This window comes from Microbulbifer maximicatervae (SeqCode) (genome assembly GCF_052467615.1).
Map to the genome: position 1 here is coordinate 1,178,620 of NZ_CP174319.1, position 26,131 is coordinate 1,204,750.

A 26,131-nucleotide genomic window follows, 5' to 3' on the forward strand; every position below is an offset into this window, starting at 1 on the left:
TTCACCATTAACTCACCTTCCATCAAATCGTACCAATTTGCTGTGTCACTGAGGGTAACATTGGCGCCACTCGGTTACTGCTATTCCCGTCGTTCCCTTTTCTTAAAATTTTCGAAAAACCTTCATAAATCTGTCTTTTTTCTTCGCTACTTTGACTTCGAAATGGCGATTTTTGCGGATAGCTTTGTTCGGGGATCAGTTGGAAAGTTTTGACGTGAAAGCCGCATTTCCACTTGATAAATTATTGCTTGACCACGATTGATTGAGCTGGATAACCTGCAATTGCACCCTTGGTGCGATAAGGATATTTCTGCTTTCTCTAATCAAGATTATGGAGTTTCGTATGAGCGGCCACGTTAACGAAAGACGCCTAGATTTTGATAATGTGGGTATTCCACAAATTGCAACTGAAGTGCTGAAGGAAGCTACCTCTCAGCCACCACGCGACGCACGTCGAATGGTAGAAGACAAATTGGAGGAAAAGCGTTTAAGGCGTGAATTAATGGACTATGACTTCGACTAACGAAATATGCTGAAAATTTAACGGCTACAGCCAGCTATGCAGGGTGCAGATAATAAATTAAAGTAATCTAAAAATAGGATTGCTTAAACTGTACTCTGCGTAGTTAATAGATTTTATTGAAAATTTGCCTTTCCTGCCCAAGTCACCTCTATTTTCCCCTGGCTCTTCTCTGTGTTTTTAAATTGTTGGGCTCTGTTTACCTGTATTGTATTTTCCACTAATTAAAGTTGTTAGGTTTATTATTTTCGCAATGGGTGCTACGGAGATAGGGAAGAAGGTATGTATGTACAGAGCCCGTAAGGGATGCGGGCTCTATCGTAGGTATTGAGTTGGCTGTAGCTACATATTTTGTGTGGCTGCAGAGTTGCCTCCAAACCAGCCCAGCAGACGCTTGAGTTTTGAAGCTAATTTGCCGCGCTTGGCCTTTCTGTTTTTGTCAGCATCGCTGACTAACCAGGCTACCTGGATAACCAATCTTTTACCTTCGAAAGGCAAGTGTCCGTGGAACGAGTTATCGGCTCGCTTAAATGCGGCCAGGGTACCGTACGAAGGTTTTACCTCTGGGGCTGCGGTATCTTCAAAGTTATCGCCGCTTTTTAAGAAGCGCAGGCAGCCTGTGCCGTCCAAGGACCACTCCGGGTTCAGGTAGAGCAGGGCGGTAGCAATTTTTGACTGTCCGTCGGTATGGATGCGGCCGTGGCGTTTCTTGAGTGTACGGCTAATGGAAACATAGGTTGGGTATTGAGAAAGATTCTCAATACCCAGGTTGTTGCCAATAGCATCGGCAAATTCCGGAGCCCTAAACTGTTCAATCAGTTCATTTATTGTGGTGCCACAACTGCTTCTATCGTAGGGAAGGTAGCCGGCCCCTTTAAGCTTTGGGAAGTCTTTGATAAAGGATGCCATCAGGTTCTCGGCCAGCAAGTTCTTGGCAACGAAGAAAGGAAATGGCTGTTGGTGAATCTGGCTTTCTTGGCCAATCAAAGTAGTAGCGTCGAGCCAGGGATCGATATGGGTGGCGAGATTGTTCATAGACACGCATCCTTACGAGCAGAAGAATTGGCCCTTTTGGGGGTCCAGCTTTATGTCGACTTCTGAGATTACCCACTTCCTTGAGGGTACAGCGAGAAACAGGTACTGAATCTCACGACGGTGTGAAAATACCAAAACTATAATTCAGTGCCAATTTAAATAGCGCTTTTCAGTGTGAATCAGTGGGCATTCTTGCGAAAGATCAAGGGTTGCTAAAATGTTGCTCGCTGAGACAATGCAATTAGCGCTGGTGCCGGTATAATGCCGTTCAGATTTGTCAGAGCGGTTTTATCCTGGAATGTCTGTGACCCCTAAGTCCCAAGTTGTGCTGCAAGTGAGAGATCTCGCCTGCGAAAGGGATGGTCGGCGCTTGTTTGAGGGCCTTCAGTTTTCTCTTCAAGGCGGCGCTGCAATTCAAATCAAAGGTAGTAATGGCGCGGGTAAAACGACCTTGCTACGCACTTTGATTGGCAGTAGCAGTGATTTCACTGGAGAGATCCTTTGGTGTGATACCGCCTACCCGCAATCGCTCTCGGCGATGCGTGAGTCCTTACTATATATCGGGCACAGGGGCGGAGTGCGTAGTGGCCTGACTCCGCTGGAAAACCTCACCTGGTATGGTGCTGACCATGAGGACGCGCTTAATGCGCTCGATAAAGTCGACCTGACCGGCTTTGAGGACAGCTTGTGCCACTCCCTTTCCGCCGGCCAGAATCGCCGTGTTGCCCTAGCGCGATTATTTCTACCTGATTCCCCTCGATTGTGGATACTCGATGAGCCACTGACCGCCCTCGACGTTGTGGGTGTTGCTGCATTGGAAGAGCAAATGGCGGTCCATCTTTATAGCGGTGGTTCAATTCTGCTGACCTCGCACCAACCTCTGTCATTAGCCGGACTCAGTGAGGTTAATTTGTCTGACTATTCAGTCTCTGAGCCTTTTGAGGATTTTGGGGGAGAGCATGTCGACAGTTGATGTCCAAACGCCGGTGAGCGAAGTGCGCAGTGGCCCCGGTTTTATGGCGCTGTTCCGGATTGAAATGCTCTTAGCGCTGAGAAAACGAGCAGATATTGCCAACCCCTTATTGTTTTTTGTGACGGTTTTAGCACTTTTGCCGTTAGGGGTAGGACCTGAGCCCGAACTTCTGGCAAAGATGGCTCCGGGCATGATCTGGGTAATGGCTCTACTGTCCACCATGCTATCCCAGGAAAGCCTTTTTAAAGGTGATTTCGAAGATGGCACCCTGGAGCAGCTCACCCTGTTACCACAACCGCTTTATTTTGCGGTTCTTGCAAAATCCCTGGTGCACTGGATTGCCACAGGCTTGCCGCTGGCATTGCTGTCGCCGCTGCTCGCCTTAATGCTGAATCTGCCCGTGGATGGTTATGTTTGTTTGCTGGTTTCCCTATTGCTGGGAACTGCGAGTTTGAGTTTGATCGGGGCCATTGGTGCGGCACTCACTGTTGCCTTGCGCCGCCCCGGTTTGCTCTTGGCACTAATTGTTATGCCGCTGTATGTGCCCGTGCTAATCTTCGGCACCGGCGCAGTACAGGCGGCAATTGATGGCTATGCCTACAGCGCCCAACTGGCGATATTGGCAGCACTCCTAGCGGCTGCTGCGGCACTGGCGCCACTCGCTGCTGCGGGTGCAATACGTATTAGCCTGGATAATTGATTTGGAGGTCTTTCTTGGCTTGGCAATGGTTTCACCGCCTGGGTTCGCCCCGCTGGTTCTATCAAAAAACTGAAGCCTGGCTGCCATGGCTGGCGCTGGCTAGTGTTGTATTGCTCGCTGTAGGCAGTGTTTGGGGCCTAGGTTTTGCCCCAGAAGATGCCAAGCAGGGCAATAGTTACCGCATTATCTTTATCCATGTACCCGCCGCCTTCCTGGCTCTGGCCGGTTACTACATTATGGCGATCAGCGGTGCTATCGGCTTGATCTGGAAGATGAAGCTCTCCTTTGCCGTGATGCGCGCTGCCGCGCCGATCGGTGCGGTATTGACCTTTGTCTCGCTATTTACCGGTGCTGTGTGGGGTAAACCTACCTGGGGTGCTTACTGGGTATGGGATGCCCGCATTACTTCAATGCTGATACTCCTGTTTCTCTATGTCGGCGTTATGGCACTTACCCACGCAGTGAACCGGGAGCAAGTCGCCGACAAAGCTTCTGCGTTGCTGGCCCTGGTGGGCACCGTGAATATCCCGATTATTTACAAGTCCGTAGACTGGTGGTTTACCTTGCACCAGCCCGCGACCATTCGCCTGACCGAATCCAGCAGTATTGATCCGAGCATGTTCTACCCGTTGCTGACCATGATTATCGGTTTCTACTGTATGTATGCCTGGACCCTGCTGACTCACACCCGCACTCTGCTGCTCAAGCGCGAGATGCGCACCAAGTGGGTACAGGAAGAACTGGCGGGAGGTCGATAAAGTGGAGTTTCAATTTGCCAACCTGGCTGATTTCCTGACGATGGACGGCCACGGTGTATTTGTGTGGGTGTCCTACGCGGTGACTTTCCTGAGTCTCGCGGGGATGGCTCTCTACCCTTACATTGCCCGCCGCGGCCTGAAGGCAGAGCTGGTGCGACAGCAGAAAATTGCCCAGCGCCGCCGCCAGGCAGTGAGTGAGCGCACAGTAACCACAAAGAAAGAAACAGCAGAGGAACCGGCTTAATTTCAATTTGCCGGGTTCCAGTGGATAGGGCGATGGAGAACCTATCAGCGCAATAGAATTAAATAGTTATGGAGTAGGACTTAGACAATGCACCCTGTACGCAAGCAACGCCTGATACTCGTACTTGTCCTGGTGGTATTGTCCAGTGCAGCAGTAGGTTTTGTAGCCTTTGCGATGCGCGGCAATATCGATTATTTCTATGCCCCCAAGGCCTTTGCAGCGGGTGAAGTCCCGGTGGAAAAGCGGATTCGCGCGGGAGGCTGTGTTGTCCCGGGCAGTGTGCAGCGAACTACTGATAGCCTGGAAGTCCAGTTTGTGATTACTGATGGCGAGGCTCAACTCTCCGTAGTCTTTGACAAAATCCTGCCGGATCTATTTGCCGAAGGCGAAGCAGCAGTGATTACCGGCCAGTTGATGCCAAGCGGTGTTCTGCGTGCGGACCAGGTTCTGGCCAAGCACGATGAAACTTATACGCCACCTGAAGTAGCCGACACCATGGTTTCCCATGAAGGTTGTTCCGATGGAGCGAAAATATGATCCCTGAGCTGGGCCATTTTGCGTTAATTGTCGGCTTGCTGCTTTCGGTTGCTCTCGCAACAGTGCCGATGGCCGGTAGCTATTCATCGCGCCCTGTGTGGATGGATGCGGGGCGTCCGCTGGCTCTGGGTATTTTTGCGTTCGTTCTGATCGCTTTTGCCTGCCTGACCACTTCTTTTGTGCAAAGTGATTTCACGGTTAATTACGTAGCACAGAACTCCAACAGTATCCTGCCGGTTTATTACAAAGTTACCGCTGTATGGGGTGGGCATGAGGGCTCCATTCTGTTGTGGCTTTTGATTCAGGCTGGTTGGGCTGCGGCAGTAGCGCTGTTTGGTAAGCAGCTGCCCCCAGAGCTTTCCGCGCGGGTTTTATCCGTACTCGGTTTTGTACTGATCGGGTTTTTCCTGTTTATTCTATTTACCTCCAACCCATTTGATCGCACCCTGCCATTCCCGCCGATGGAAGGTTCTGACCTGAACCCGCTGTTGCAGGACCCGGGTATGATTTTCCATCCGCCCTTGCTTTATATGGGGTATGTGGGTTTCTCAGTAGCCTTTGCTTTTGCTATTGCGGCATTGCTCGGTGGACAGCTGGATGCGGTGTGGGCCCGTTGGGCAAGACCCTGGACGGCTGTGGCTTGGGGCTTCCTGACCTTGGGTATTGCCCTGGGTAGCTGGTGGGCTTATTACGAGCTGGGCTGGGGTGGCTGGTGGTTCTGGGACCCGGTTGAGAATGCATCCCTGATGCCTTGGTTGGTAGGGACTGCCTTGATGCACTCCTTGGCGGTAACTGAGAAGCGTGGGCTGTTTAAGAGCTGGACTATCCTGCTGGCGATTTTCGCTTTCAGTCTCAGCCTGCTCGGCACCTTCCTGGTGCGCTCAGGGGTGATTACCTCGGTGCATGCATTTGCTACTGACCCACTGCGAGGCAGCTTTATTCTGGGCTTCCTGGCTGTAATTGTCGGCACTTCGCTGCTGTTATTTGCCCTGCGCGCACCGACAGTCAGCGCCCGTAGCGTTTTCTCTTTCCGCTCTTTGGAAACCTTCCTGCTTGGCAATAACATTCTGTTGATGCTGATTATGGGCATGGTTTTGACCGGTACTCTTTACCCGCTTCTGGCCGACGCCATGAACTGGGGCAAGGTGAGTGTGGGTCCGCCCTTCTTTAATCTTTTCTTCGTGCCACTGATGGTTGTTCTCTGCCTGCTGGTGGGGATGGGCGTGCGCGCCAACTGGAAAGACAGCCGCTGGGACAAACTCCTGAGCGCATGGCGTTTGCCATTTGTCGCTTCGTTGGTAGTTGCGTTGCTGTGGACCCTGGCCCTGGGAGATTTCCATTGGGGAGCGGCGCTGGGAATCTTTATTGGTATCTGGGTCTTTGCTTCCAGCATCGCTGATATCGTGGCTAAAACCCGCAACTCCAGCTCATTCTTTGCCGGCCTTAAGCGTCAGAGAGCCAGTTACTACGGGATGCATATCGCACATATCGGCCTGGCAGTTTCGGTGTTGGGGGTAGTACTGACCACCGTTTACAGTATTGAGGAAGATGTGCGTATGGGTGCTGGGGACAGTTTCCAGGTTTCCGGTTACGACTTCAAATTTGACGGTGTTCGTATGGTTCAGGGGCCTAATTACCGAGCCTTTGAAGGTGTATTGCATGTCAGCAAGGACGGGAAGCCGGTTGCAGAGCTGCATCCCCAGAAACGCAATTACCTCTCTGGTGGCAACACCATGACAGAGGCGGCGATCGATACCGGACTCTTCCGCGATATTTATGTGGCCCTCGGTGAGCCGATGGACAGGTCTAACCCAAGCGGTGATTGGGCTGTGCGACTTCAGTACAAAGCCTTTGTGGTATGGATTTGGTTGGGCTCGCTTTTGATGGCGATTGGTGGAGCTATTGCTGTAGCGGATAAGCGCTATCGCAAAGCGAAAGCCGCTAAACCTGTAGATATAGAAGTTACAGGCAATGTTGCTACGGCGTAATAGTTGGAAAGGATAATGTCTAGACTCAAACTCTTTTTGCCCCTGGTAATATTTGTCGTGCTGGCCTTGTTATTTTGGCGGGGCCTCTACCTGGACCCACAGGAAATGCCGTCGGCCCTGCTGAATAAACCTGTGCCGGAATTCTCTTTGCAAAAAGTGGCGGATAACAGCCAAATTGTAGAGAAGAAAGATCTTCCCAATGGCCCGCATTTGATGAATGTGTGGGCCACGTGGTGTGTAGCTTGCCGGGTAGAGCACCCCTATTTGAATGCTCTGGCTGAGCAGGGTGTGCCGATCGTGGGCGTTAACCTCAAAGATGAGGATGAGGCAGCAATCAAGTGGTTGGAGAAATTCCACAACCCCTACTTGTATAGCCTCGCCGATAGAGATGGCCGTTTGGCTCTGGACCTCGGTGTTTTCGGTGCGCCGGAAACTTTCCTGGTGGATTCCGAGGGGACTATTCGCTGCAAACACGTTGGCGTTGTCGACAATAAAGTCTGGCAGACCAAGCTCCAGCCTTTGTACGAAAAATTAAAAAAACAGCGCTGGGACGAAATTGTCGGTGAGTTATCAGATTCCCTCATCTCCCGTTGTCAGTGAGACAGAAGAAAAGAAGAGCCGTTTTATTTGTTGGCTGGGGCCAGTAGAGAATAAAGCGGCTTTTCAGCAACAGCTGGAAACTGTCCGCGCTCAATATCCCGATGCAAGCCACCACTGTACCGCGTTGGTGATCGGCAACCCTTCCAACCCGGAAGTAATGCAAGCAGATGACGACGGCGAGCCCGGTGGTAGCGCGGGGCGACCAATGCTGGAATTGCTGTTGAAACAGGGTGTCGGTAATGTGGGCGCTATAGTGACCCGCTATTTTGGTGGTACCAAGCTTGGGGTGGGTGGCTTGATGCGCGCCTATCGCGGTGCGGTAGGTGCCGCGCTGCAAGATATTCCGTTGCAGCCCTTTGTTCCCCTAATGCATGTTTCGGTTTGCTGTGATTTTGCCCAGGAAGCTCGCCTGCGCTTTTTGGTAGGGCGTCACCAGGGGAGTTGTGGGCAGGCGGAATATGCCAGTGATGTCACCGTGCCAATTTCACTCCCCCAGGATCAGTGGTCGCAATTGCAGGCGCAACTATTGGCAGAGGGCTTTCAGCTTCTCGATGATCAATAGTTCTTTCAAATGATGCCGTACTTGGCGAGCTTGGCTATCTCTGCCCCGGAATAGCCAAGCTCAGCCAGGATATCCTTGGTGTCCTCTCCCAGGGTAGGTGCCCGCTTGAAATTAACCATCTCTCCATCGCAGCGAATTGACGGCGCCAGTATTTTAATATCCTTGCCGTGATCACCGGGTATTGTTTGGATGCGGTCGGTATCGGAAACAAAGGGGTTTGTTAGCGCCTGCTCAACGTCATATACCGGGGCGGCTGGCACCTGGCCAGCTAAAATTTTCAGCCACTCTGCGGTATCTTTTTTTGACAGTATCTCATCCAGTATTTCGGTTAACTCCGATTGGTTTTTCCTGCGCTCCCTGAAATTTACAAACTTGGGTGCGTCAGCTAATTCCGGATGTTCAATACATTGACACAGGGATTTCCAGAACTTTTCCTTATTGCACATCAGGTAAATCCAGTCGTCCTTTGTCTTATAAAGTTGACAAGGGCTTAGGGAAAAGTGTGCTGATCGCGGCACCCGCTTTTGGTTGTGCCCCGCATTTAACTGCCACATGGCCACATAACTTAAATTATATAAAGCGTTATCAAAAAGGCTGACATCGATATCTCGCCCCTTGCCGGTTTCCCTGGCATTAAGTACACCAGAAACAACGGCCAGCGCGAGAGCCACCCCGGTGGATAAATCCACCAGGGACAGGCCGCACCGGGCAGGTGGACTGTCAGGTTCACCAGTTAGCTTGAAATAGCCTGCCTCTGCCTGCACGGGGTAATCATATCCCGGCCACTTGGCCCTATCGCCACTGCGGCCGTAGGCAGTCAAGTGGGCGCAAACGATCTTGGGGTTCAGCTTTCCCAGTTTTTTGTAAGTAATACCCAGCTTGCCCGGTACGTCTCCCCGTAGATTGTCGGTCAGTGCATCTGCACTAAGAATTAATTTGTGCAAGATTTCCTGCCCTTGGGGAGAGGACAGGTTGAGGGATAAACTGCGTTTGTTGTGATTGAAAGCCTGGAAAAAAAGGCTGCTATTATCCCCAGGTTCATTTTCCAAGAAGTAAGGGCCTACGGTACGGCCTACATCCCCCCCGTGGGAGATATCTTCGACCTTGATGATTTCCGCTCCCAGATTTGCCAGATATAAGGTGCCAAAAGGGCCTGCACCATATTGTTCTACTGCGACAATCCGCAAGCCTGCGAGAGGTAACATGTCGGAAAATTCCACTAAATATAGATACGCCGTATCCCTCAGCATAGAACAGGAGTTGTAAATTCGGTGGGATTGGTTGGTAAATATTGGGGATAACTGGTCACTCGTATTTTAGTGACCTGCCTGACAGGCGGGGCTCAATGAAGGTGAGTGTCGCGATTTAATACAGAGTTGCTAGTCTTTTGGTGAGCTACTGGATTGTTCAGAATCCGGGTGCGGAGAAGGGCACCGGGAACGGATATCCGGCTATGTGTCAAATTGTTGAGAGGGTGCCGCCAGATGGGTAGTGCGACTAAGAGAAGCAAGTATTTTCGCAGCGTCCTGTTTGTCCCTGCGACCCGGCCGGATCGCTATGAAAAAGCAATGGCCAGCGGAGCCGATATTGCCTGTGTGGATTTGGAAAATGCCGTTTCCCTGGAAGATAAAGATACTGCAAGGGAGCAGGTGGTCAATTTCTTTATAGGAAAGGATATTATTCCCACTCAGCGCGCGTTGAGAATCAACCAGCTCGACAGCGATTGCGGCATCAAGGATATGTTGATGCTGCTAGATCTGCCGCAACTGCCAGATGTTGTGATTCTTCCCAAGGTTCAATCAGCAGAAGAAGTGATTGGTTTTTGCCAGGTTATGGCCCCCTCCCATAAAACGATTCGAATAATAGCCCTGATTGAATCCCCAAAAGGTTTGGAGAATGCGTTGAGTATTGCCCAGGTAGAGGAGGTGGTTTGCTTGGCCTTTGGCGCGGCTGATTACAGTGCAACAGTGGGGTCAGATATGAGCTGGGATGCTCTTTTATATGGCAGGGGGCGGCTGGTTCAGGCTGCCGCATTTGCAGGCATTGATGCTGTAGATGGCCCCTATTTGGAGCTGGATGATGAAAGAAGCCTAATTGAGGAAACACAGAGGGTCTCCGCCCTGGGGTTTTCTGGAAAAATAGCCATCCATCCAAAGCAAATTAAACCGATTCACCAAGGGTTGGCACCATCTAGTGAGGCGCTCTCTCATGCTCAGCGAGTACTGAAAGCTTATAAAGAAAATCATGGTGGAGTTCTTGTAGTTGATGGACAGATGGTGGATATGCCCGTGGTTGAGCGGGCACTGAAAACTGTGGCGGCCTCGAAGGGATTGTGACCGTACTGTAGCAGAGCCAAACTCACCGGAGCCTTACGGTAAGGCAAGAGGTTTCTATGCCCCGCTATCATTTTCCTGCGTATATAAAAACCGGTAAAAATCGCTATCGAGAGCGTTACGGTCTCGATTTTGAAGACTTTAAGGTAGGGCAGGTTTTTCACCATAGGCCTGGCGTTACCATTAGCCAGCACGATAATAAGGAAGAGTGCATCAAGACCTTAAATCAAGCCATGCTGCATTTTGATGAGTGTTACACCGCCCAAACTGAATTCGGTAAGCCGTTAATCGATACTACTTTAGCGGTTCAACAGCTAATGGGTTTGATCTGGAAGACCTACAATCGAAGGAAAAAAATTGTTGGTTGGAGAAAAATTTCCATGGTGGCACCCGCTTATGGCGGTGATACCTTGTATTCTGAGAGTAAGGTTCTCGAAGTCCAGGCAGGTAGTGAGTATGACGACGCGGGGCTGGTAGAAATTGTTATATTTGGAAAGAATCAAGACAAGAAGACTATTTGCGAAATACAGTGTGACATGTTGATCTTCAAACGCAATCACCTGCCTTTCTCTGCGAACGGCTACTAAGTTTCCATTTTCCATATTTAGGTGACCTCAATGAAAGAGTCATTTAATTTTTTGCGGGAAGTAGAAGATAACGTTTATATAGAAACGGTCGGAATAGACTTTGAAGATTTTGAAGTGGGGCAAATATTCGAGCATCGTCCAGGTCGAACCTTCACTGAAGCTAGCTGTGTCGACTATGCACTTCGCTCATTCGATCTCAGCCCGTTTATCACTGATAAGGTATATGCGCGTCGAGTTTATGGTGATAGGCAACGAGTATTGGAGACATTTGTTTTAAGCGCAATGGCGCATACAACTAGGACGTTTGGAAAGGTTGTAGCCAACTTGGAGATGAGTGACTGTGAGTTGCAGCCAGTTTATGTGGGAGATACTTTATACTTCGAATCTGAGATACTTTCCAAAAGGGAGTCAAAATCAAGGCCTGAACAGGGGTTGCTTAGCATATATTCCCGCGCTCAAAATCAACATGGTGAATGGGTTTGCGCCTACAAGCGAACGTTACTTGTTTATCGTAAGAACTTTGGTCCCTATAAGGCTGCTGGATACTGATTTCGCAGCCTAGCCAGGCGCTTTTTTCCTACTCTGGATTGTCGAGAGTGGTATAGCGCAAGTAGTAAAATTCAAGAAGCTTTCTAGTATAGCGATGGATCGAAAAGAGTATCCTAGTATATCCCTGCTTACACTATTTTAAATAGTGGCTGTACCGTCCCCGCCTGTTGCTAATACTTCAAGGGAATAGTTACATCAATTGTAAAATCTGTGTAAACGGATTGATTTATGCAGATTTACGTATGTCGTCAAAACGAGGAAAATGTTGGTATATTGTGCGGCTGTAAGATGTCTTTAGGGGTACCTTTGTACAAAGTGACAAATAGCTTCTTTGTATACCCTTAAAGATAAATATCTTAACTCAGTAGGTAGGAACAGACAAAGGGAGTTATGCAGTGACTCAGAGATGCTGCGAATGTCAGTTGACACATTTGTCATGATTAGTGATGGGTGCTTACCGTCTGTAGATAGTGAAAGCAAGAAAGCCACGTGTAAGATTTTCAAATTGATAAAAGAGCACAGGGTAGTTTACCCTGATATTTATTCAAATGAAGATGAATTAGATAAATATACATATGAAGTACTACAGATCAGAAGTGCCTGTTAAGAAGAATGCATCTGGTAAGTACTAAGGCTATCATGCTTTCTGGGGGCAGCGCTTCGAGCCTCTCCATGAGTGATTGGCATTAAGTGACTATGGTTGATAGATCGACATTATTGAAAGAACTTAGAATTTCCTGTGATCCAGATTTTGGCATGTGTTTAGAGTTTTTCAGTTGGGATCATCTCGATTATATCGAGGATATTTTAGCTGAGCACTTCGATATTGAGTACGAGTTCAAAATACAAGATTCGGAGAACTCTAGGTACGCGCTCTTATTTGGCAATAGTGTTGAAGAGAGTATCCTGGAAAATGCCTTATTGGCTATAAATCGCTGTCATGCGTATTCTCGGCAACTTTACGTCACAATGTAGGGTGTTACTTGATAAGCTGATGCCGTGTTTTTCGATCACATGAGCCTGCATTGGGCAGTCAGGTAGCGCTGGCTTGTCTGAGATGTGGATGTTAATTTTTCTACAAGATGGAGTGAGTTTTGGGTAATCGGGATTTGATATTCATTAGGCAGGCAATGCTGATACCTGTGTTTGCACTGTATAATATTTTCTTGGGGTTGTTTTTGCCAGGCTATAGTATTGTGACTCAGCATATTAGTGAGCTAGCTCTGGAGTCACCTTTCTTTTCATATTCACATAGGCTTACAGATATATTGATTGGTCTTTCTATGTGTATATTTTCACTGGCTTGTTTGTCTCTCGTAAAGGCTAAATTTACTTTCTTAACGATGTTTGCATTTGGTGTGACATGGATTTTTGCGGGGCTCTTTATTATGAATAGTCCATTGCATGATGTATATGGGCTAACAAGTATCTTAATGGTTGTTCCTGTAATATTTGCTTTAGAGATGCGCAATTATTATATCTCAAAGAAATTCCAGGATTTATGCGTACTTGTAACCTTGATTCACGTTGCTTTCTTTTGGTTCTTTAGTTACGGATATATGCCTGTTGAATACAAAGGAGTTACACAAAGGATTTGGGTGGCAGTTACTTTGATATGGTATGGCCTGGCAGCTTATCAGCTTTCATCGTCGGCCAAAAAGAAGGTGCATGGACAAGTTGCGTCATATTCTATGCCTGTTACGTAATGCGTTAAGGTATCAAATCAGATGAATAAAGAACCGTAGGAATTTACTCAAAAAGTAATCTACTTGCGGGAGATAGAAAGAGTGTCAATTTAAAGAAAAATTTCAATATAACAAAGCTGGGAAAATAGTTTAAAAAAATTAGAGAGAGAAAAATTTGGATATTCAGATACGCAAAGAGGGTAAAAGAGATATTGAGCCAATCCACAGAGTCACTACCTTGGCTTTTCGGGATGCTCCGCATACTGATCACTCTGAGCAGTTTATCGTGAAGGCCCTTCGCCAAGCTGACGCATTATTTATATCAAAGGTGGCTGAAGTGGATGAAGATATTATAGGCCACATTGCCATTTCTCCAGTTGTTATTTCTGATGGCTCCGCCAACTGGTTCGGGCTCGGGCCGATTTCAGTACTACCTGAGTATCAGAGCAGAGGAGTTGGCTCAAAGCTTGTTCGGAGCGCCCTGGTTGACCTCAAAGAACAAGGTGCGGCAGGCTGCGTTGTACTGGGGGAGCCTACTTATTACGGGCGTTTTGGCTTCAAAGTTGTCGAAGGACTGGTTTTACCTGATGTACCCGTAGAGTACTTCCAGGCACTGTCGTTTGATGACGATTTTCCAAGCGGAGAGGTTGTATATCACAAAGCATTCTCGGCTCGAGCTTAACTGCCAGCTGTACTGCGATGGACCTTCCACCGTTTTACAGATAGAAATGGGCGGACGAGTAAGATTGTATGTTCTATAGCCATGACAATGAATATACGAGCAAATGCGTATCCAGCTTTTGAGAGACGCTAACTTTATTCAGGTGGGGCGTGGTTGTGGATATGCGTCAGAATAGGAAAGTTATCTCTACCGAAATTAATAAGCAGGTAGAATTTATATTAAGTGATACGAGAGTGGGTCCATGAGTATAGAAATTAGACATAGTAGAAAAGAAGATATTCCTGAAATTAAAGATATATATGCTCAGTCTTCCTGCTATGCGGGAACACTTCAAGTCCCATACCCTTCAATAGATAAATGGGAAAAGTTTCTGGGGAATATCCCCGATAACTTTTATAGCATCGTAGCTGTCCTGGATGGGATGATCGTCGGTCAAATTGGAATGGAGGTATTCTCGAATCCAAGGCGAAAGCATGTCTCAAATATAGGTATGGCAGTAAGTGAAGAGCATCAAAAGAGTGGGGTTGGCTCAAAGCTTTTAGAGGCAATGCTCAACTTATCTATTAACTGGCTTGCCGTTCGCCGTATAGAGTTAGAGGTTTATACTGATAATGAACAGGCTATAGGTCTATATAAGAAGTATGGATTTGAGGTCGAAGGCACTGCAAAAAATTATGCATTTCGAAATGGTGAGTATGCTGATGTCTATCTTATGGCTAAGGTAGTTTAGTTCAATATAACCTAGTGGTTGAAGGCTATATACTACGAAAGGTAAGGTTGATATAACTGTTGATAGTATGCCCTCTGGTACCTTTGAGAGGAGGGATACCTTTATTTTGGTTTATGAACATGGAGTTTTGCTCAAGGATGTCTGAAATTAATATTCGCTCTGCGAATGAGAGGGATCTAGCTAGGTGCTTTGAGATTGAATCTGTATCTTACGCAGGAAGCGAGGCAGCAACAAAAGAAAAGATTTTAAAGCGAATTTTGACTTACCCCGAAGGTTTTCTTGTTATAGAGAATAATAAGGAAGTTATAGGTTTTATTAATTCAGGAGCAGCTCACAACGTAGAATTGTCTAATGAAGAGTTTAAAGATCTGGTGGGGCATGATTCGAGCGGGGAAAATATTGTTATTATGTCCCTGGTGGTTCACCCCAAATATCAGGGTAAGGGTATGGCAAATAAGCTTTTGAGCAGCTTTATTAGCTCTATGAGTGAGCTAGGAAAAAAGAGAATTTATTTGATATGTCAAGATGAACTTGTTGGTATGTATTCTAAATGTGGGTTTATTCATCAAGGTAAGTCTGATTCTACTCATGGTGGCTTGAGTTGGCATGAAATGTTTCTTACGCTCTAAAGTAAATAAATTGAACCTTGTTGTGTTTTTCTTAGTTTCTTTCTTGGGTCGTTGAAAATTTAGGTCGTACCTATTGGGCTGCATTACTTACAAATAGAATCTGGGCCAGAGGCTAAAAAAGTTGGCACTGGTTGCCAGTGCCGCTATCACCTCGGGGGATTGGCAACTTAAATGTTCCTGTAATACTATTACATAGCACCTTGATTTAATTCTATTTCCATATTGTGAGAGGTGGTAAATAGATAGCGGCGTCTGACAACGGCTTCAGAAAGCATCTCTAACGCCTGATAAGTATCCTTCCAGCCGATACAAGCATCAGTAACCGATTGTCCGTAAGTCATTTTGTCCCAGGGACAAATTTTTTGGCTTCCTTCTTCGAGGAAGCTCTCAATCATTACTGCTGAAATATTTCTTTGCCCTGTACTGATTTGATCGCAGAGAGATTCCGCAACACCCATTTGATTGGTGTGTATTTTCTGGCTGTTGCCGTGGCTGCAATCCACCATAATGCCGGTGGGGAGCGATGCATAGTCAAGCTGAGATATCGCCTGTTCTATGTCCTCAGTATGGTAATTGGGCCTTCTTCCTCCACGAAGAATTAAGTGGCAGTTAGGGTTGCCTGTAGACTGAATAGCTTCAAGTTTTCCATTGTGGGTTGTGGTACAGAATATCTGTTGAGATTGAGCTGCCTGAATTGCATCGATTGCAACTTTGACATTTCCGTCAGTACTATTTTTAAATCCGATAGGGCAGGGAAGTGCAGAGGCTAATTCCCGGTGTGTTTGTGATTCCGTGGTACGAGCGCCGATAGCTCCCCAGGAAATCAGGTCTGCTATGTAGAGTGCATTCAGAGGGCACAGGAATTCAGTGGCAGTACCTAGTCCCAGAGCATTGATGTTGAGCAATAACTCCCTGGCTTTGGTGAGCCCGGTATGCATATCGGCGCTGCCATCCAAATGAGGATCATAAATAAAACCTTTCCAGCCTACGGTGGTACGCGGTTTCTCAAAATATGTACGCATGACAAGACAAAGACTGCTTTCAAACTGGTTTTGAATTTCGGACAGTTTTTGCGCATAGTCTAGCGCAGCTTCAGGGTCGTGAATTGAGCACGGACCGACTACAACCAGTAGGCGGTCATCTTCACCGCTTAGTATTCTGGCAACCTGGTGGCGAGTTCGCTCGATCGCTAAAGCGGTATCAGACGGGCAGGGCATTTTTTGGATCAGCTCGTCATTACCCGGGAGTTTCATATGAGTCCGTGCGCTCAGAATAGCTGGAACGTCAGACATAAAATTGTCCTTCTCTTCTTAACGGAAGTGCTGTCGGTATAGTCGGTGGTGATTAATATTCAACGATACTTAATATGCCGCCTTGATGGGGTTGATAGGTGGCTGTATAGGTGCTTCCACTGAGAACTCTGGGGGAGAGGTCCTGCAAAATTCTTAGTTCTAACTTTTGTTGCTGGGGCGATAGTGCAGTAATTTCAGCATCTAGAAAGTCAAAGTACTTTCCGACTTTTGGATATAGCGCCTTGAAAAGGCTTTCTTTCACTGAGAAAGCTATTATTAGCCACTGTTCCAGAGGAAAACCGCTCTCTGATAGTAGCCTTACTTCTGAATTACTGACTATATTGTGTTTGATTTCTTCGGCAGTTTTATCTGAAATAATTGTTTCATAATCAATTCCAAGTCCTTTAGACGTAGTGCTGGCTGCACAGATTGCTCGGTTGCTAGCATGGGTAATAGAAGCTTGTACACCCTTTGGCCATACTGGACAGCGGTTTTTTCCTACAGGGATTTCTTTTACCGGCATACCTAGCTTGCTGAGAGCAAAGTGAGCACAGGCTCGACCAGCAAGAAATTCGGCCTGCCGGGACGGGACTGCGTTGTTTAATACATCTGAAAAAGGAATATTAAGCAGTTCAAAAAATGAGTCACAATAGTTTCTCACGCTAAAAGTGGTTTCTATCAGGCAACCAGAAAAGTGATTGGACTCGATATTTTGAAGCCCACCTAAAAACGCAGATATTGAGTTGTAACTATCATTAAAGGGGTCCTGGTTCATGATGTCATAGCTTCTTCAGTATCTATATCTTTTTGTCTTGGAGGAGGTACTTGGCGAAGAGGTTCTTCTCTGTGATTTTTTTCATATACAGCACCCTTTAAGTCATTTGATCCTAGAGAGCTAGCGGTAACAATACCAACTGTTGCAGAGAAAAAATAAAGAGTCCCGCTCATAGAGACAAGTATTTTATCTAGAATACTAACCCCAAAATTATCAAAGGTATTGCCTGTGAAATATTGGGTAGCCCATAGGCTGCTTGTTCGACCATGGTGTTGTATATGGTTCACATTATTAATGTGAGTTAGCGTCGCTTCCCAGTTGGAACCGATCCATGTTTTTGTGATGGGAATTAGGCGATAGCTGCCTATCCATTGCTTCTTTACCTCCGAACTCTGCGACTGGCTGCCAAGCCCAAAAAGAATTGGAGCGGAGAATGAAAATAAATTTGAGTTCATGACAGCAGTAATGACAGTCCCTGTGTTTCTAAGCTTAAGCAATAAATACAGGGTCTATCCCCGATATTAATTTTTAAGAAGAAGTAATGATGGGTCGCTAGGCTACCTCAGCTAGGCGCCAAATGCAAATAGAAATTATTATCATTTAGGGCTTGGTGAAGTGGCGGCTTGTTTTCTTCCAAGCCTGGGGGTTCGTTGATCTTTAGCTTATGGCGCTGACTATTTTTTATCCACTGCTTCCTATGTGGGATTGTGAAGCAATGGATTTTCTACAGAAATTAACTAGCGGGTAGCTCAGGTTACTACTGGTAGCTTCAAGTGGCTTTATGAGTAGGTGTCGCGGGTTGTTTGCCAAGGCTAAGACGGCAGGAATTCGCAATTCTGTGGGGGCGCTTACCTCTACCTCCCCCTATAGCCGATTTATTTTGCAAAAAAAGAGCTTCAGTATTTGATTTCTATATTGAATTTCCATGTGCTGAATATGGTTATTAGAGCATTTCCATGGATATTATTAATCCTAATGAGGTTGCCTGTATTTGTAAGGGCTTGCTAACTGATGGCTTGGGGTCGGATATTCTGGTCAATGCAGTGGTATTCTTTAGGTTGGGTATAACCGACCTGATATTTAATGAACGGGAGGACCGCTTATTGATAAGTGTCACAGCTACTTTGCTTAATGAAAGAGCTGGTTCACCATTTTAAGAGTGTGAAAAAGTGGTCAAAGGCCAAAAATCACATCTCAATCGTTTTACTTTTACGCATTTACATTTCGATTATGAATGAGCTAATTTATTTAGCGTTTCTATTTTAATTTGCTCTGGCTTATTACTCGCTTTCGATAATGTGTCTCTTTTTGCTGTGTTTTTGTCTTTATGTGTTTTTTGGGGGAGTGCAAGAAACTATTTTTCTTGAAATATAGCCTCCCAAGTTATCACGACATCAACCATTGTAACTATAACTTTACTTTTTAATCTCCTTCGCCTCTCACTTTATCTTATTTCTGGTTTTCCTTTTCACTGAAGCTTGGTAGGGTTGCGCGCGATTCAATCCATATTCCTTGGGGAGGGATGTTGTGAAGTTTAAAAGCAGTTCGGTAGTTATTGCATGTGGTGTGATCTTGAGCGCTTGTGGGGGCAGCTCATCTGGAGGAGGAGATGATAGTGGCGGAGGTTCCTCGATCTCAGAAGCGGCGACTCCCTACCTATATTTCAACTCAGCAAAAGTGTTCACTTTTGAATGGTCGGATGTTGAAGGGGCTACCTATTATCAACTTCTTGAGAACAAAGATGGGCAATCTGGCTATGAAGTAGTTAGCGATAAAATTTCTGCAGGCTCTGAAATTGTAGAAATTAAGGTGCCTCTATTTGAGCGATTGAATGCTCGCTATATATTGCAAAGCTGTGATGATACAACTTGCCTGGATTCAAATGAAATATCGATTGATGAGGAAGTTGTCGATAGTATTGGTTATTTTAAGGCTGGTAATGCCGAAGCCGGTGACCAGTTTGGTTGGTCCGTTGCGATTAGTGACGACGGCTCTACCATAGCTGTTGGTGCGACTGGCGAAGATAGTAATGGGTTAAATGAATTTAATAATGCAGCTAGCGGGTCAGGTGCTGTATATATTTTTGATTATGATGAAGATGGTTGGGTTTACCGAGCTGTTTTAAAAGCTTTAGAGGTTGAAAGTGGAGCTGCATTTGGATCTGCAGTGAGTCTCAGTGGCGACGGAAATACGTTAGCTGTTGGTGCCTACAAAGAAAATGGTGAGGATGATAACTTTTCGGCTGGCGCAGTTCATATATTCACCCGTGAGGATTTGGAGTGGACTCACAGCGCTAAACTAAGAGCAGATAATCATGACTACTATGATTTTTTTGGGCGAGCGTTGAGTCTAAGTGGTAATGGAACAACCTTGGCAGTTGCAGCCCCATCTGAAGATAGTAGTGCTACCGGTGTCAATAGTGGCCCTGATAATGACGAAGCTTTGGATTCTGGTGCAGTATATATCTTCCAGTATTCTGGGGTTGAGTGGAGTCAAGAAGCTTACTTGAAGGCAAGTGATAGCAATTCAAATATGGACTTCGGCTCATCCGTTAGCTTGAGTGATGATGGTTCCATGCTGGCGGTTGGTGCTATTGGTGGGCATGGTGGCAGGGGAGCAACTTATATCTTCTCCAATAATGGAGGCTGGGCTCAGCAACAGCTGCTTACTGCAGATAGTGCAAGAGTGGGTGATCGTTTTGGTTGGGATGTTAGTTTTAGTAGCGACGGCAACCTGCTCGCTGTGGGCGCCCCACTTCAGGCCGGTGCTTCAGAGGACCCTGATGATCGCGATGGCTTCAATAATGGCGCTGTCTATCTATTTTCATACGAAGAAGATTCTTGGTACCAAAGTGCCTACCTTAAAGCGAGTAACACCAATGAAGATGATGCTTTTGGTACGTCTATTAGCCTGAACAATGATGGCTCACTACTTGCGGTAGGTGCTCAGGAGAGTAGTGCTGGTATAGGTTTCTATGCTGATAGCAATGACAACTCGGCATCTAGGGCGGGTGCGGCCTATATGTATTCGATGGTTGATGGGCAGTGGATTGAGAGCACTTACCTGAAAGCTAATAACACCGATGAGCGTGACTACTTTGGAACTTCAATCGCTTTAAGTGGCGATGGTGATACCCTGGTAGTGGGCGCTCCAGAAGAGCAGGGCTCGGATACTGGGATTATGGCTGATCCAGATTTAAATGATGCGGATGCTGCGGGAGCTATTTATATCTACTAGTTAGACGATATCTTTCTCAATCTCTAGGAATATTTCTATATCAGTTGGACCCATATTCGTGGGTCCAACCATGCTTTACCAACCTGTCTTCTGTAAGGTGAGACCTCAATTTCTTTCCTTTATTTCTCTCTCTGAATTTTACTGTTGGTACGATCGAGAGATTAGGGCTAAATTTTTTTAGCCCTATACTTTGAATATTCTATTTACTTTGCATATCTAGCAAGCAATGGTAGGTGATTGGATTTTCTTTTTGCTAGTTAATGATTAACTTCTTTCTTGGTTGTCAAAGGTTAGGGTTTTTCGTTTTGGTGTTGGGTATCTTGATTTCAAGTATTATTAAACTAGGGTGAATTTGAAAAAGATAATTTTAGCTACCCCCAATTGATTGCGAGCATATCCAATCATTATCGCTCACACGGTTATAAATTAGAGTGCCTGCACGATCACTAGCCCAAAACGCACTATGTGCTGTTTGTGAAGCTGGTTTAATGGGAATTTGAACCCAATTCAGAAAACTCTTCCCTGCTACGGTAATGAGAGCTTGATTCTTCAAGCTTTCGAAAAGTCACAGGGATGATCCAAGTCTAAATAGCAGTTGTTAGTTGAGGTTTCACAAGCCCGATACATAAAAGAATATAGGCACAAAAATGATCTTATTGGAATTTATTAAGTTTGTTTTAATGTCAAAGTTGCGTAAAATCGATAGATATTTTTAGTGTTTTGATCGTAATTAAGTGAGTCGATTGAAAGGCTTTAGAAAGTGAATGCCTCGGGAGAACCAAGAATTTTCTAAAAGACCCATCCCCTAAAAGGAGAACGGTAGCGTGACATAAGAGTAAGTAAAAGGCGCTGACCCAAGGTGCTACCAACACCCAGGGCCAGCTAACCAAATTGATAAGCTCAGTATCAAAAGTCGAGTAGACCAAAGGAACTTCCCCTTCGACCTCTCACAGAACCGTACGTGAACCTCTCAATTCATACGGCTCTTCGTATTCAGCACATTTTCAATCTTCCCATTCTCCAGTGTGCAAACAAGCCGCGCATTTGTTGACGAACCTTTCCAATAAAGGCCCAACTCTTGAAACAGCTTCGCTTCAGATGCTTAAACTTCTTCCTAGCCCAACGCATCAGCGTTTGATCAAGATACTTCTGTAACCGATAAACACCATATCTCCGCCCAAAGTGACCATAATAGTTCAGCCAACCCTGTATTGCGGGATTAAGTACCTTTGCCATTTCAGATAGTGATCGATCCACCCAGTTAATCACACGCCACTGCCTAACCTTATCCTTGATCCTCTTGAAAGCTTTAGGGCTCATTGAAGGACTAAATGCGGTGAAGATCTGTCCTTGGCGATTCCTTGCTTTTCTGGGACCAAATCGAAACCCCAGAAAGTCAAAGTGGATCACTGGGTGGGAGTCTTTACGATTACTATTCTTGCAATAGACCTTGCGCGTTTTCTCTGGATGAGCCTCAAGCCCGCAGGTAGCCAGGCGTGCTTTTAGAGCCGCCAGTAAGCGATCCGCCTCACGAGGATTACGACAATGGTAAACAGCATCATCCGCGTAACGCTCAAAAGGAATATCTCTGTGCGTTCTCACCATCCAGGCGTCCAGCGTGTAGTGCAAAAACAAGTTTGCCAGTAGCGGGCTGATTACACCCCCTTGTGGAGTACCTTGTGTTCGCTCTTCAAGCTGTCCGTCCCGATGTTGTACTGGAGCCGTTAACCAGCGCTGTACATAGAGTCTGACCCACCGATGATTATTATGTTTATCTAATGCCCTCAGCAGAAGTTCGTGATTAATATTGTCAAAGAAACCTTTGATATCTAAATCAACTACCCAGATTCTATCCCAGCATCGTTGTCGAGCTCGACGCACTGCGTCTATAGCAGATTTGCCTGGCCGATAGCCGTAGGAGTCAGGGTGAAATACCTTCTCCAATTCTGGCTCCAGCAGTTGCTTAGCCACCATTTGTGCAATGCGATCTTCGATTGTGGGGATACCCAGTGGTCGCAGGCTGCCATCGAGTTTCGGAATATCCACTCGTTTGACGGCTGATGGAAAATAGCTGCCAGATGACATCCGATTCCATAGCTTGTAAAGGTTTTTGACGAGACTCGATTCGTATTGCTCTATCGTTATCTCATCAATCCCCGCTCCGCCGCCATTAGCCTTGATCTGCTTCCACGCTTCCCAAACCGCTCGCTTGGGAATATTGAATGGCTTTGCGCTAATCGTTAATTCCTCCCCATCTGGGTTGATTACACGGTTAGTCGCCGAATACGACAACCCCTTCGCTCCACGTCCATTACAGCCGCTTCTCCACTACTACGGGTTGTTCCGCCCCTGTGACCAGTCTTGGTACTCAACGTCTTGTAGGGCCTCTACTTGACGCTCTTCCTTAACACCTGGACGACAGGTTCTCCTGTTCCACCCAAAAGCCTGCTGTGTGTTCACGCCACCTCTATGCCGGATGCCACTCGGTCGGTAAACAGGTAACCTCCAAGCTTATCCCCGCACTTAGCCAGTGCACGGGTTTTGACATCATCTTGGTAATACGCTTTCGACACCTCATCAGTGGTTCATTTGCATTCGTCTCTACACAACATACCTGACGTATCTCGTACGCCTTTTCCTCAATCGCTTCTAACCAAAGCTCTTTACTCCGATCACCTTGAGGCGGTTTGTTACCACTTCCTGCAAAGCGATAACGGAGGGCCGACCTCCATCTCCTGGATAGCACGTATTTTTTTATTTATAAAAAAATAAATAAAAAAAAATACTCAGGACGCACTGGCTATATGCATCATACGCTAGATACCCGCTCGTCTTCAATAAAGTGGAGTACATTCAGTAGTTTGGGACCAATTCCCAAGCTCTGGAAGTCTAGCGCCCGCCTTTTCCTCTTCTGTGCCTACCGCCCTCGCGCACCACCCCATATTTCCTCCAAACGTTGAATCACAAGTTCCCCCATCCCGGAAGTGCCCAAACTTTGATTATTGAAGGAAATGAGTATGTTGATTTTAAAGCGACGGACAGGTGAGTATCTAAGAATTGGAGCAAATGTCTCAGTCACAGTGCTGGAGGTAAAAGGTAATCAAGTTAAGATAGGCATAAGCGCACCCAAGTCACTGCCTATCCATCGTGAAGAAGTCTATGTGAGGATCAAAAAGAAACAGAAATTGGAGGCTTGAATATGTCGTAAGGGGGACAATTCTGGGGGGTAGGCGATTAAGAAGCTAGACTCCAAACATAAAGTTTTAGCCTTTGGCTGGCAGGCGATATACGCACTCTGGTTCGAGTGTCTCTTTGCTGCCAAAGGGCTCTTTTGAATATCAAAGCTAGTTAGGTGGCGGAAGGGCTAATTGTTTTATGTTAGGTGAACTTTAGAATTCTCCAACTGTTTTATATTACAAGTTGAACTTGCAATCCTTGCTAAAAAGCCAGTTTTTATTCATGATCTTTTGAAAATACCTTCCACCTTATATCGATGCAGCGATACTTCCGAGCTTCTTTTGCAATTGCACTTAATAAGGCTTGGGTAATCTCCTCTTTTTGGTTTGCATCGCAATCCCCGATATATAGCTCACTGATAATAGCCCAGGCCGCCGAGCTTTCATTTTCTGGAATAATATTAAAGCTGATATACCCCTCAAGGTTGTGGTCTTGTTCCACAACCAGCACTTGATGCTCTTTCCTCTGAAACAACCTATTTTGCAATTCAAGTTGGGTAATATGGAAAGAGTCAGTTGAATTATTATGCCTGGCTAAGCAGCGCATCATATTGTAGAGATAAAAACAGTCGGTGGGGTGGGCATGGCGAACAAACATATCAGTACCATTTAATCAGTATTTCTTTGAGTCGGCGTTTGATAGCTTGACACATCCTTATGCCAAGCTATGTCATCCTGTAAGGGGCTAACAATAGGAGTTAAATGGATTTGGCTGTTTCTTGGGTGAGGGTAAACCCTTCATCTAGCCATCCGGTGATGCCGCCGATCATTTTCTTGACCGGCCTGTTAAGTGTGGCCAGCCTGATAGCTGCTTTTTCTGTCGCATTACAGTGTGGGCCTGCACAATAGACGACAAATAAAATATCTGAAGGGTATTCGCTCAGCCTGTCTTTATTGATACGGCTGTATGGTAAGGATTCGGCTGTTTGTATATGTCCATTTTTATAAGCCTCTTCACCTCGCACATCTAAAAGTACGAAATCCTTGCGATTTTGGCTGACTGCGTGGTGTACATCCCAGCAGTCTGTTTCAAAAGATAGGAGGTTTTGGAAGTGGTTTAGCGCATCTTGGCTGTTGGCAGCGGGCACTCTACTTACGGCTGAACTCATAAATTACTCCCGGTGATTTCTCGGTGGTTCGTCAGGTTTCCAAGTGGCGATAGTGTCCCTTTTTGGTTGCTTCCGAGCGATCTACCTCTGAGCCAGATAGCATTAATTTTGCGCCAATTCTGCGTGCAAACTTGTGGGTCGGTTTTGGCTAGTGGGATTCGGCTTTACTTATTTGAGGATGATGGTGATTTACCTATTAAATTATGCTTCAAAGGTTGAGGGTTTTATTCCCAGCATTGCTTTCAATAACTGCTCAACGGGGTATGCTGGGTTGGATTTATTCGTTAACCTAATTTACTTAACTGCTGAGGGTTAGGGGTACCTATGTCGACGTTGGCACAAAAGCCTAATAAGAGCCAGAAAGTGGCTGTTCTCGCTCACCGGCAGGTCTCACTCTTCGAACTCGGTTGCGCTACCGAACTCTTTTGCCTACCCCGACCTGAACTTAGCGAGCTCTACACCGGTGAAATTGTGACTTTCGCTGAGGAAAACCCTCTTGCGACCGGCGGTCTGGCTCTGGCTTGTCGACGGGCAGAGAGTTTGATGGATTATGATCTGCTGGTGATTCCCTGTTGGTCGACCAATGCACAACCACAAGATGCTTATTTGGAGCGCGTACATAGGGCGGTGGCTGAGTTTGCCGCTGCCAGCCGCCAGATTCTTACTTTTTGCTCCGGTGCTTTTCTGCCTGCGGAATTGGGACTATTTGATGGTCGGCAGGCGACTACCCACTGGTTGTTTGCGGATCGTTTTCGTGAGCGCTTTCCTGCGGTGGAGTATGTGGGAGACGTTCTCTATGTGTGGGAGGATGCACTGGCTTGCGCTGCGGGTAGTAGTGCGGCCATCGATCTGGGGATTGAGTTTTTGCGGCGCAGCCATGGTTATGAATTGGCCAATTCGGTGGCTCGTCGGCTGGTGATGGCACCCCATAGGCAGGGTGGCCAGGCCCAATATGTGGAGATGCCGGTTGCCAAACGGCCGGATCACTTCTCCGCTGCGCTGGATTGGGCGATTGGCAATTTGGATGGCGCTATCAAAATTGATGATATGGCGCAGCGCGCTCATTTATCCCGCCGTAGTTTTGACCGAAAGTTTCGCCAGTCGATGGGAATTGCTCCTAAGGAGTGGCTGATCCAGCAGCGCTTGCGGGCGGCGCAGAAGGCGCTGGAGTCCGGTAAGGAGTCTGTAGACAGAGCAGCCCAACTGGCTGGCTTTGAGAGTAGTGCGACCTTGCGTCACCATTTCCGTCGGGCGTTTGGGATTTCTCCCAGTGAATATCAGCGCCAATTCCAGGTTTCCTCCAAAGTGGCGGTTGAGGCTTAACGTTGGCCGCGTGTTGGTACGGCTATGGGGAGTCGGTACCTTTGGTT

General features: G+C 46.7%; 28 protein-coding genes. 20 read left to right on the plus strand and 8 right to left on the minus strand.

Annotation, left to right across the window (positions count from 1 at the left end; genetic code table 11):
• Positions 1-343 precede the first annotated feature (343 nt).
• Positions 344-523, plus strand: coding sequence for a PA3496 family putative envelope integrity protein (locus tag ACJJIM_RS05365; protein ID WP_108735213.1), 180 nt, complete (start codon positions 344-346; stop codon positions 521-523).
• A gap of 339 nt (positions 524-862) precedes the next feature.
• Here ACJJIM_RS05365 and ACJJIM_RS05370 read toward each other — a convergent pair whose 3' ends face one another.
• Positions 863-1,555 carry a 2OG-Fe(II) oxygenase gene (locus tag ACJJIM_RS05370; protein ID WP_413665103.1) on the minus strand — a complete coding sequence of 231 codons (693 nt, stop codon included), beginning with the start codon at positions 1,553-1,555 and terminating at the stop codon, positions 863-865.
• Between the two features lie 298 nt (positions 1,556-1,853).
• On the opposite strand from ACJJIM_RS05370, the gene ccmA reads away from it, so the two are divergent.
• The 8 genes from ccmA (at position 1,854) to ACJJIM_RS05410 (ending at position 7,917) form a co-directional block, all read left to right on the plus strand.
• Positions 1,854-2,528, plus strand: a complete 675-nt coding sequence (gene ccmA, locus ACJJIM_RS05375) for a cytochrome c biogenesis heme-transporting ATPase CcmA (RefSeq protein ID WP_444912609.1) — start codon at positions 1,854-1,856, stop codon at positions 2,526-2,528.
• Positions 2,515-3,228 (plus strand): heme exporter protein CcmB, encoded by a 714-nt coding sequence (gene ccmB / locus ACJJIM_RS05380; RefSeq protein ID WP_282933519.1) that lies wholly within the window; start codon positions 2,515-2,517, stop codon positions 3,226-3,228. Before ccmA ends, ccmB begins: the two co-directional genes overlap by 14 nt.
• A 14-nt stretch (positions 3,229-3,242) precedes the next feature.
• Positions 3,243-3,986, plus strand: coding sequence for a heme ABC transporter permease (locus tag ACJJIM_RS05385; RefSeq protein WP_282933518.1), 744 nt, complete (start codon positions 3,243-3,245; stop codon positions 3,984-3,986).
• A 1-nt stretch (position 3,987) separates the two neighbouring features.
• Positions 3,988-4,230 (plus strand): heme exporter protein CcmD, encoded by a 243-nt coding sequence (gene ccmD, locus ACJJIM_RS05390; RefSeq protein WP_444912610.1) that lies wholly within the window; start codon positions 3,988-3,990, stop codon positions 4,228-4,230.
• Between the two features lie 87 nt (positions 4,231-4,317).
• Positions 4,318-4,767, plus strand: coding sequence for a cytochrome c maturation protein CcmE (locus ACJJIM_RS05395; RefSeq protein ID WP_444912611.1), 450 nt, complete (start codon positions 4,318-4,320; stop codon positions 4,765-4,767).
• Complete coding sequence (locus tag ACJJIM_RS05400) at positions 4,764-6,755, plus strand: heme lyase CcmF/NrfE family subunit (RefSeq protein WP_444912612.1); 1,992 nt, start codon at positions 4,764-4,766, stop codon at positions 6,753-6,755. Before ACJJIM_RS05395 ends, ACJJIM_RS05400 begins: the two co-directional genes overlap by 4 nt.
• Before the next feature lie 15 nt (positions 6,756-6,770).
• Positions 6,771-7,355, plus strand: a complete 585-nt coding sequence (locus ACJJIM_RS05405) for a DsbE family thiol:disulfide interchange protein (protein WP_444912613.1) — start codon at positions 6,771-6,773, stop codon at positions 7,353-7,355.
• Positions 7,318-7,917 carry an IMPACT family protein gene (locus ACJJIM_RS05410; protein WP_444912614.1) on the plus strand — a complete coding sequence of 200 codons (600 nt, stop codon included), beginning with the start codon at positions 7,318-7,320 and terminating at the stop codon, positions 7,915-7,917. The genes ACJJIM_RS05405 and ACJJIM_RS05410 overlap by 38 nt, the downstream gene beginning before the upstream one ends.
• A gap of 5 nt (positions 7,918-7,922) precedes the next feature.
• Here ACJJIM_RS05410 and ACJJIM_RS05415 read toward each other — a convergent pair whose 3' ends face one another.
• Positions 7,923-9,122 carry a CaiB/BaiF CoA transferase family protein gene (locus tag ACJJIM_RS05415; protein ID WP_444912615.1) on the minus strand — a complete coding sequence of 400 codons (1,200 nt, stop codon included), beginning with the start codon at positions 9,120-9,122 and terminating at the stop codon, positions 7,923-7,925.
• A 279-nt stretch (positions 9,123-9,401) separates the two neighbouring features.
• On the opposite strand from ACJJIM_RS05415, the gene ACJJIM_RS05420 reads away from it, so the two are divergent.
• The 7 genes from ACJJIM_RS05420 to ACJJIM_RS05450 all read left to right on the plus strand — a co-directional run bounded on the left by ACJJIM_RS05420 (position 9,402) and on the right by ACJJIM_RS05450 (position 15,112).
• On the plus strand, positions 9,402-10,253 hold the full coding sequence (locus ACJJIM_RS05420) for an HpcH/HpaI aldolase/citrate lyase family protein (protein ID WP_444912616.1): 852 nt from the start codon (positions 9,402-9,404) through the stop codon (positions 10,251-10,253).
• A 56-nt stretch (positions 10,254-10,309) separates the two neighbouring features.
• The gene (locus ACJJIM_RS05425) at positions 10,310-10,837 is read left to right on the plus strand and encodes a MaoC family dehydratase (RefSeq protein ID WP_413665112.1); all 528 of its coding nucleotides are present in this window, start codon (positions 10,310-10,312) and stop codon (positions 10,835-10,837) included.
• Between the two features lie 30 nt (positions 10,838-10,867).
• The gene (locus tag ACJJIM_RS05430) at positions 10,868-11,386 is read left to right on the plus strand and encodes a MaoC family dehydratase (RefSeq protein WP_413665113.1); all 519 of its coding nucleotides are present in this window, start codon (positions 10,868-10,870) and stop codon (positions 11,384-11,386) included.
• Between the two features lie 1,094 nt (positions 11,387-12,480).
• The gene (locus ACJJIM_RS05435) at positions 12,481-13,092 is read left to right on the plus strand and encodes a DUF998 domain-containing protein (RefSeq protein WP_413665115.1); all 612 of its coding nucleotides are present in this window, start codon (positions 12,481-12,483) and stop codon (positions 13,090-13,092) included.
• A 154-nt stretch (positions 13,093-13,246) separates the two neighbouring features.
• Entirely contained in the window at positions 13,247-13,753 is a 507-nt protein-coding gene (locus ACJJIM_RS05440) for a GNAT family N-acetyltransferase (protein ID WP_413665116.1), read from the plus strand.
• Positions 13,754-13,994: 241 nt separating this feature from the next.
• A complete protein-coding gene (locus ACJJIM_RS05445) occupies positions 13,995-14,483 on the plus strand; it encodes a GNAT family N-acetyltransferase (RefSeq protein WP_413665117.1) in 489 nt (162 codons plus the stop codon).
• Positions 14,484-14,620: 137 nt separating this feature from the next.
• Entirely contained in the window at positions 14,621-15,112 is a 492-nt protein-coding gene (locus ACJJIM_RS05450) for a GNAT family N-acetyltransferase (protein WP_444912617.1), read from the plus strand.
• 188 nt (positions 15,113-15,300) lie between these two features.
• On the opposite strand, the gene ACJJIM_RS05455 is transcribed toward ACJJIM_RS05450, so the two are convergent.
• Genes ACJJIM_RS05455 through ACJJIM_RS05465 form a run of 3 tightly spaced genes read right to left on the minus strand, consistent with a single transcriptional unit; the run spans position 15,301 to position 17,676 of the window.
• Complete coding sequence (locus ACJJIM_RS05455; RefSeq protein WP_444912618.1) at positions 15,301-16,404, minus strand: 3-deoxy-7-phosphoheptulonate synthase; 1,104 nt, start codon at positions 16,402-16,404, stop codon at positions 15,301-15,303.
• Between the two features lie 52 nt (positions 16,405-16,456).
• The gene (locus ACJJIM_RS05460) at positions 16,457-17,179 is read right to left on the minus strand and encodes a 4'-phosphopantetheinyl transferase family protein (RefSeq protein ID WP_444912619.1); all 723 of its coding nucleotides are present in this window, start codon (positions 17,177-17,179) and stop codon (positions 16,457-16,459) included.
• Complete coding sequence (locus ACJJIM_RS05465) at positions 17,176-17,676, minus strand: hypothetical protein (RefSeq protein WP_444912620.1); 501 nt, start codon at positions 17,674-17,676, stop codon at positions 17,176-17,178. Before ACJJIM_RS05465 ends, ACJJIM_RS05460 begins: the two co-directional genes overlap by 4 nt.
• Before the next feature lie 459 nt (positions 17,677-18,135).
• Here ACJJIM_RS05465 and ACJJIM_RS05470 point away from each other — a divergent pair, with 459 nt between their 5' ends.
• Both ACJJIM_RS05470 and ACJJIM_RS05475 read left to right on the plus strand, forming a co-directional pair.
• Complete coding sequence (locus ACJJIM_RS05470; RefSeq protein ID WP_444912621.1) at positions 18,136-18,336, plus strand: hypothetical protein; 201 nt, start codon at positions 18,136-18,138, stop codon at positions 18,334-18,336.
• A gap of 370 nt (positions 18,337-18,706) precedes the next feature.
• Positions 18,707-20,416, plus strand: coding sequence for a histidine kinase (locus ACJJIM_RS05475; protein ID WP_444912622.1), 1,710 nt, complete (start codon positions 18,707-18,709; stop codon positions 20,414-20,416).
• Positions 20,417-21,409: 993 nt separating this feature from the next.
• On the opposite strand, the gene ltrA is transcribed toward ACJJIM_RS05475, so the two are convergent.
• Entirely contained in the window at positions 21,410-22,708 is a 1,299-nt protein-coding gene (gene ltrA / locus ACJJIM_RS05480) for a group II intron reverse transcriptase/maturase (RefSeq protein WP_413662121.1), read from the minus strand.
• A 725-nt stretch (positions 22,709-23,433) separates the two neighbouring features.
• On the opposite strand from ltrA, the gene csrA reads away from it, so the two are divergent.
• Positions 23,434-23,613 (plus strand): carbon storage regulator CsrA, encoded by a 180-nt coding sequence (gene csrA / locus ACJJIM_RS05485; protein ID WP_413665123.1) that lies wholly within the window; start codon positions 23,434-23,436, stop codon positions 23,611-23,613.
• Between the two features lie 256 nt (positions 23,614-23,869).
• On the opposite strand, the gene ACJJIM_RS05490 is transcribed toward csrA, so the two are convergent.
• Both ACJJIM_RS05490 and ACJJIM_RS05495 read right to left on the minus strand, forming a co-directional pair.
• Positions 23,870-24,250, minus strand: coding sequence for a hypothetical protein (locus ACJJIM_RS05490; protein ID WP_413665124.1), 381 nt, complete (start codon positions 24,248-24,250; stop codon positions 23,870-23,872).
• Between the two features lie 100 nt (positions 24,251-24,350).
• The gene (locus ACJJIM_RS05495; RefSeq protein ID WP_413665125.1) at positions 24,351-24,761 is read right to left on the minus strand and encodes a rhodanese-like domain-containing protein; all 411 of its coding nucleotides are present in this window, start codon (positions 24,759-24,761) and stop codon (positions 24,351-24,353) included.
• Between the two features lie 324 nt (positions 24,762-25,085).
• On the opposite strand from ACJJIM_RS05495, the gene ACJJIM_RS05500 reads away from it, so the two are divergent.
• Complete coding sequence (locus ACJJIM_RS05500; RefSeq protein ID WP_444912623.1) at positions 25,086-26,084, plus strand: helix-turn-helix domain-containing protein; 999 nt, start codon at positions 25,086-25,088, stop codon at positions 26,082-26,084.
• The last annotated feature ends 47 nt before the right edge of the window (positions 26,085-26,131 follow it).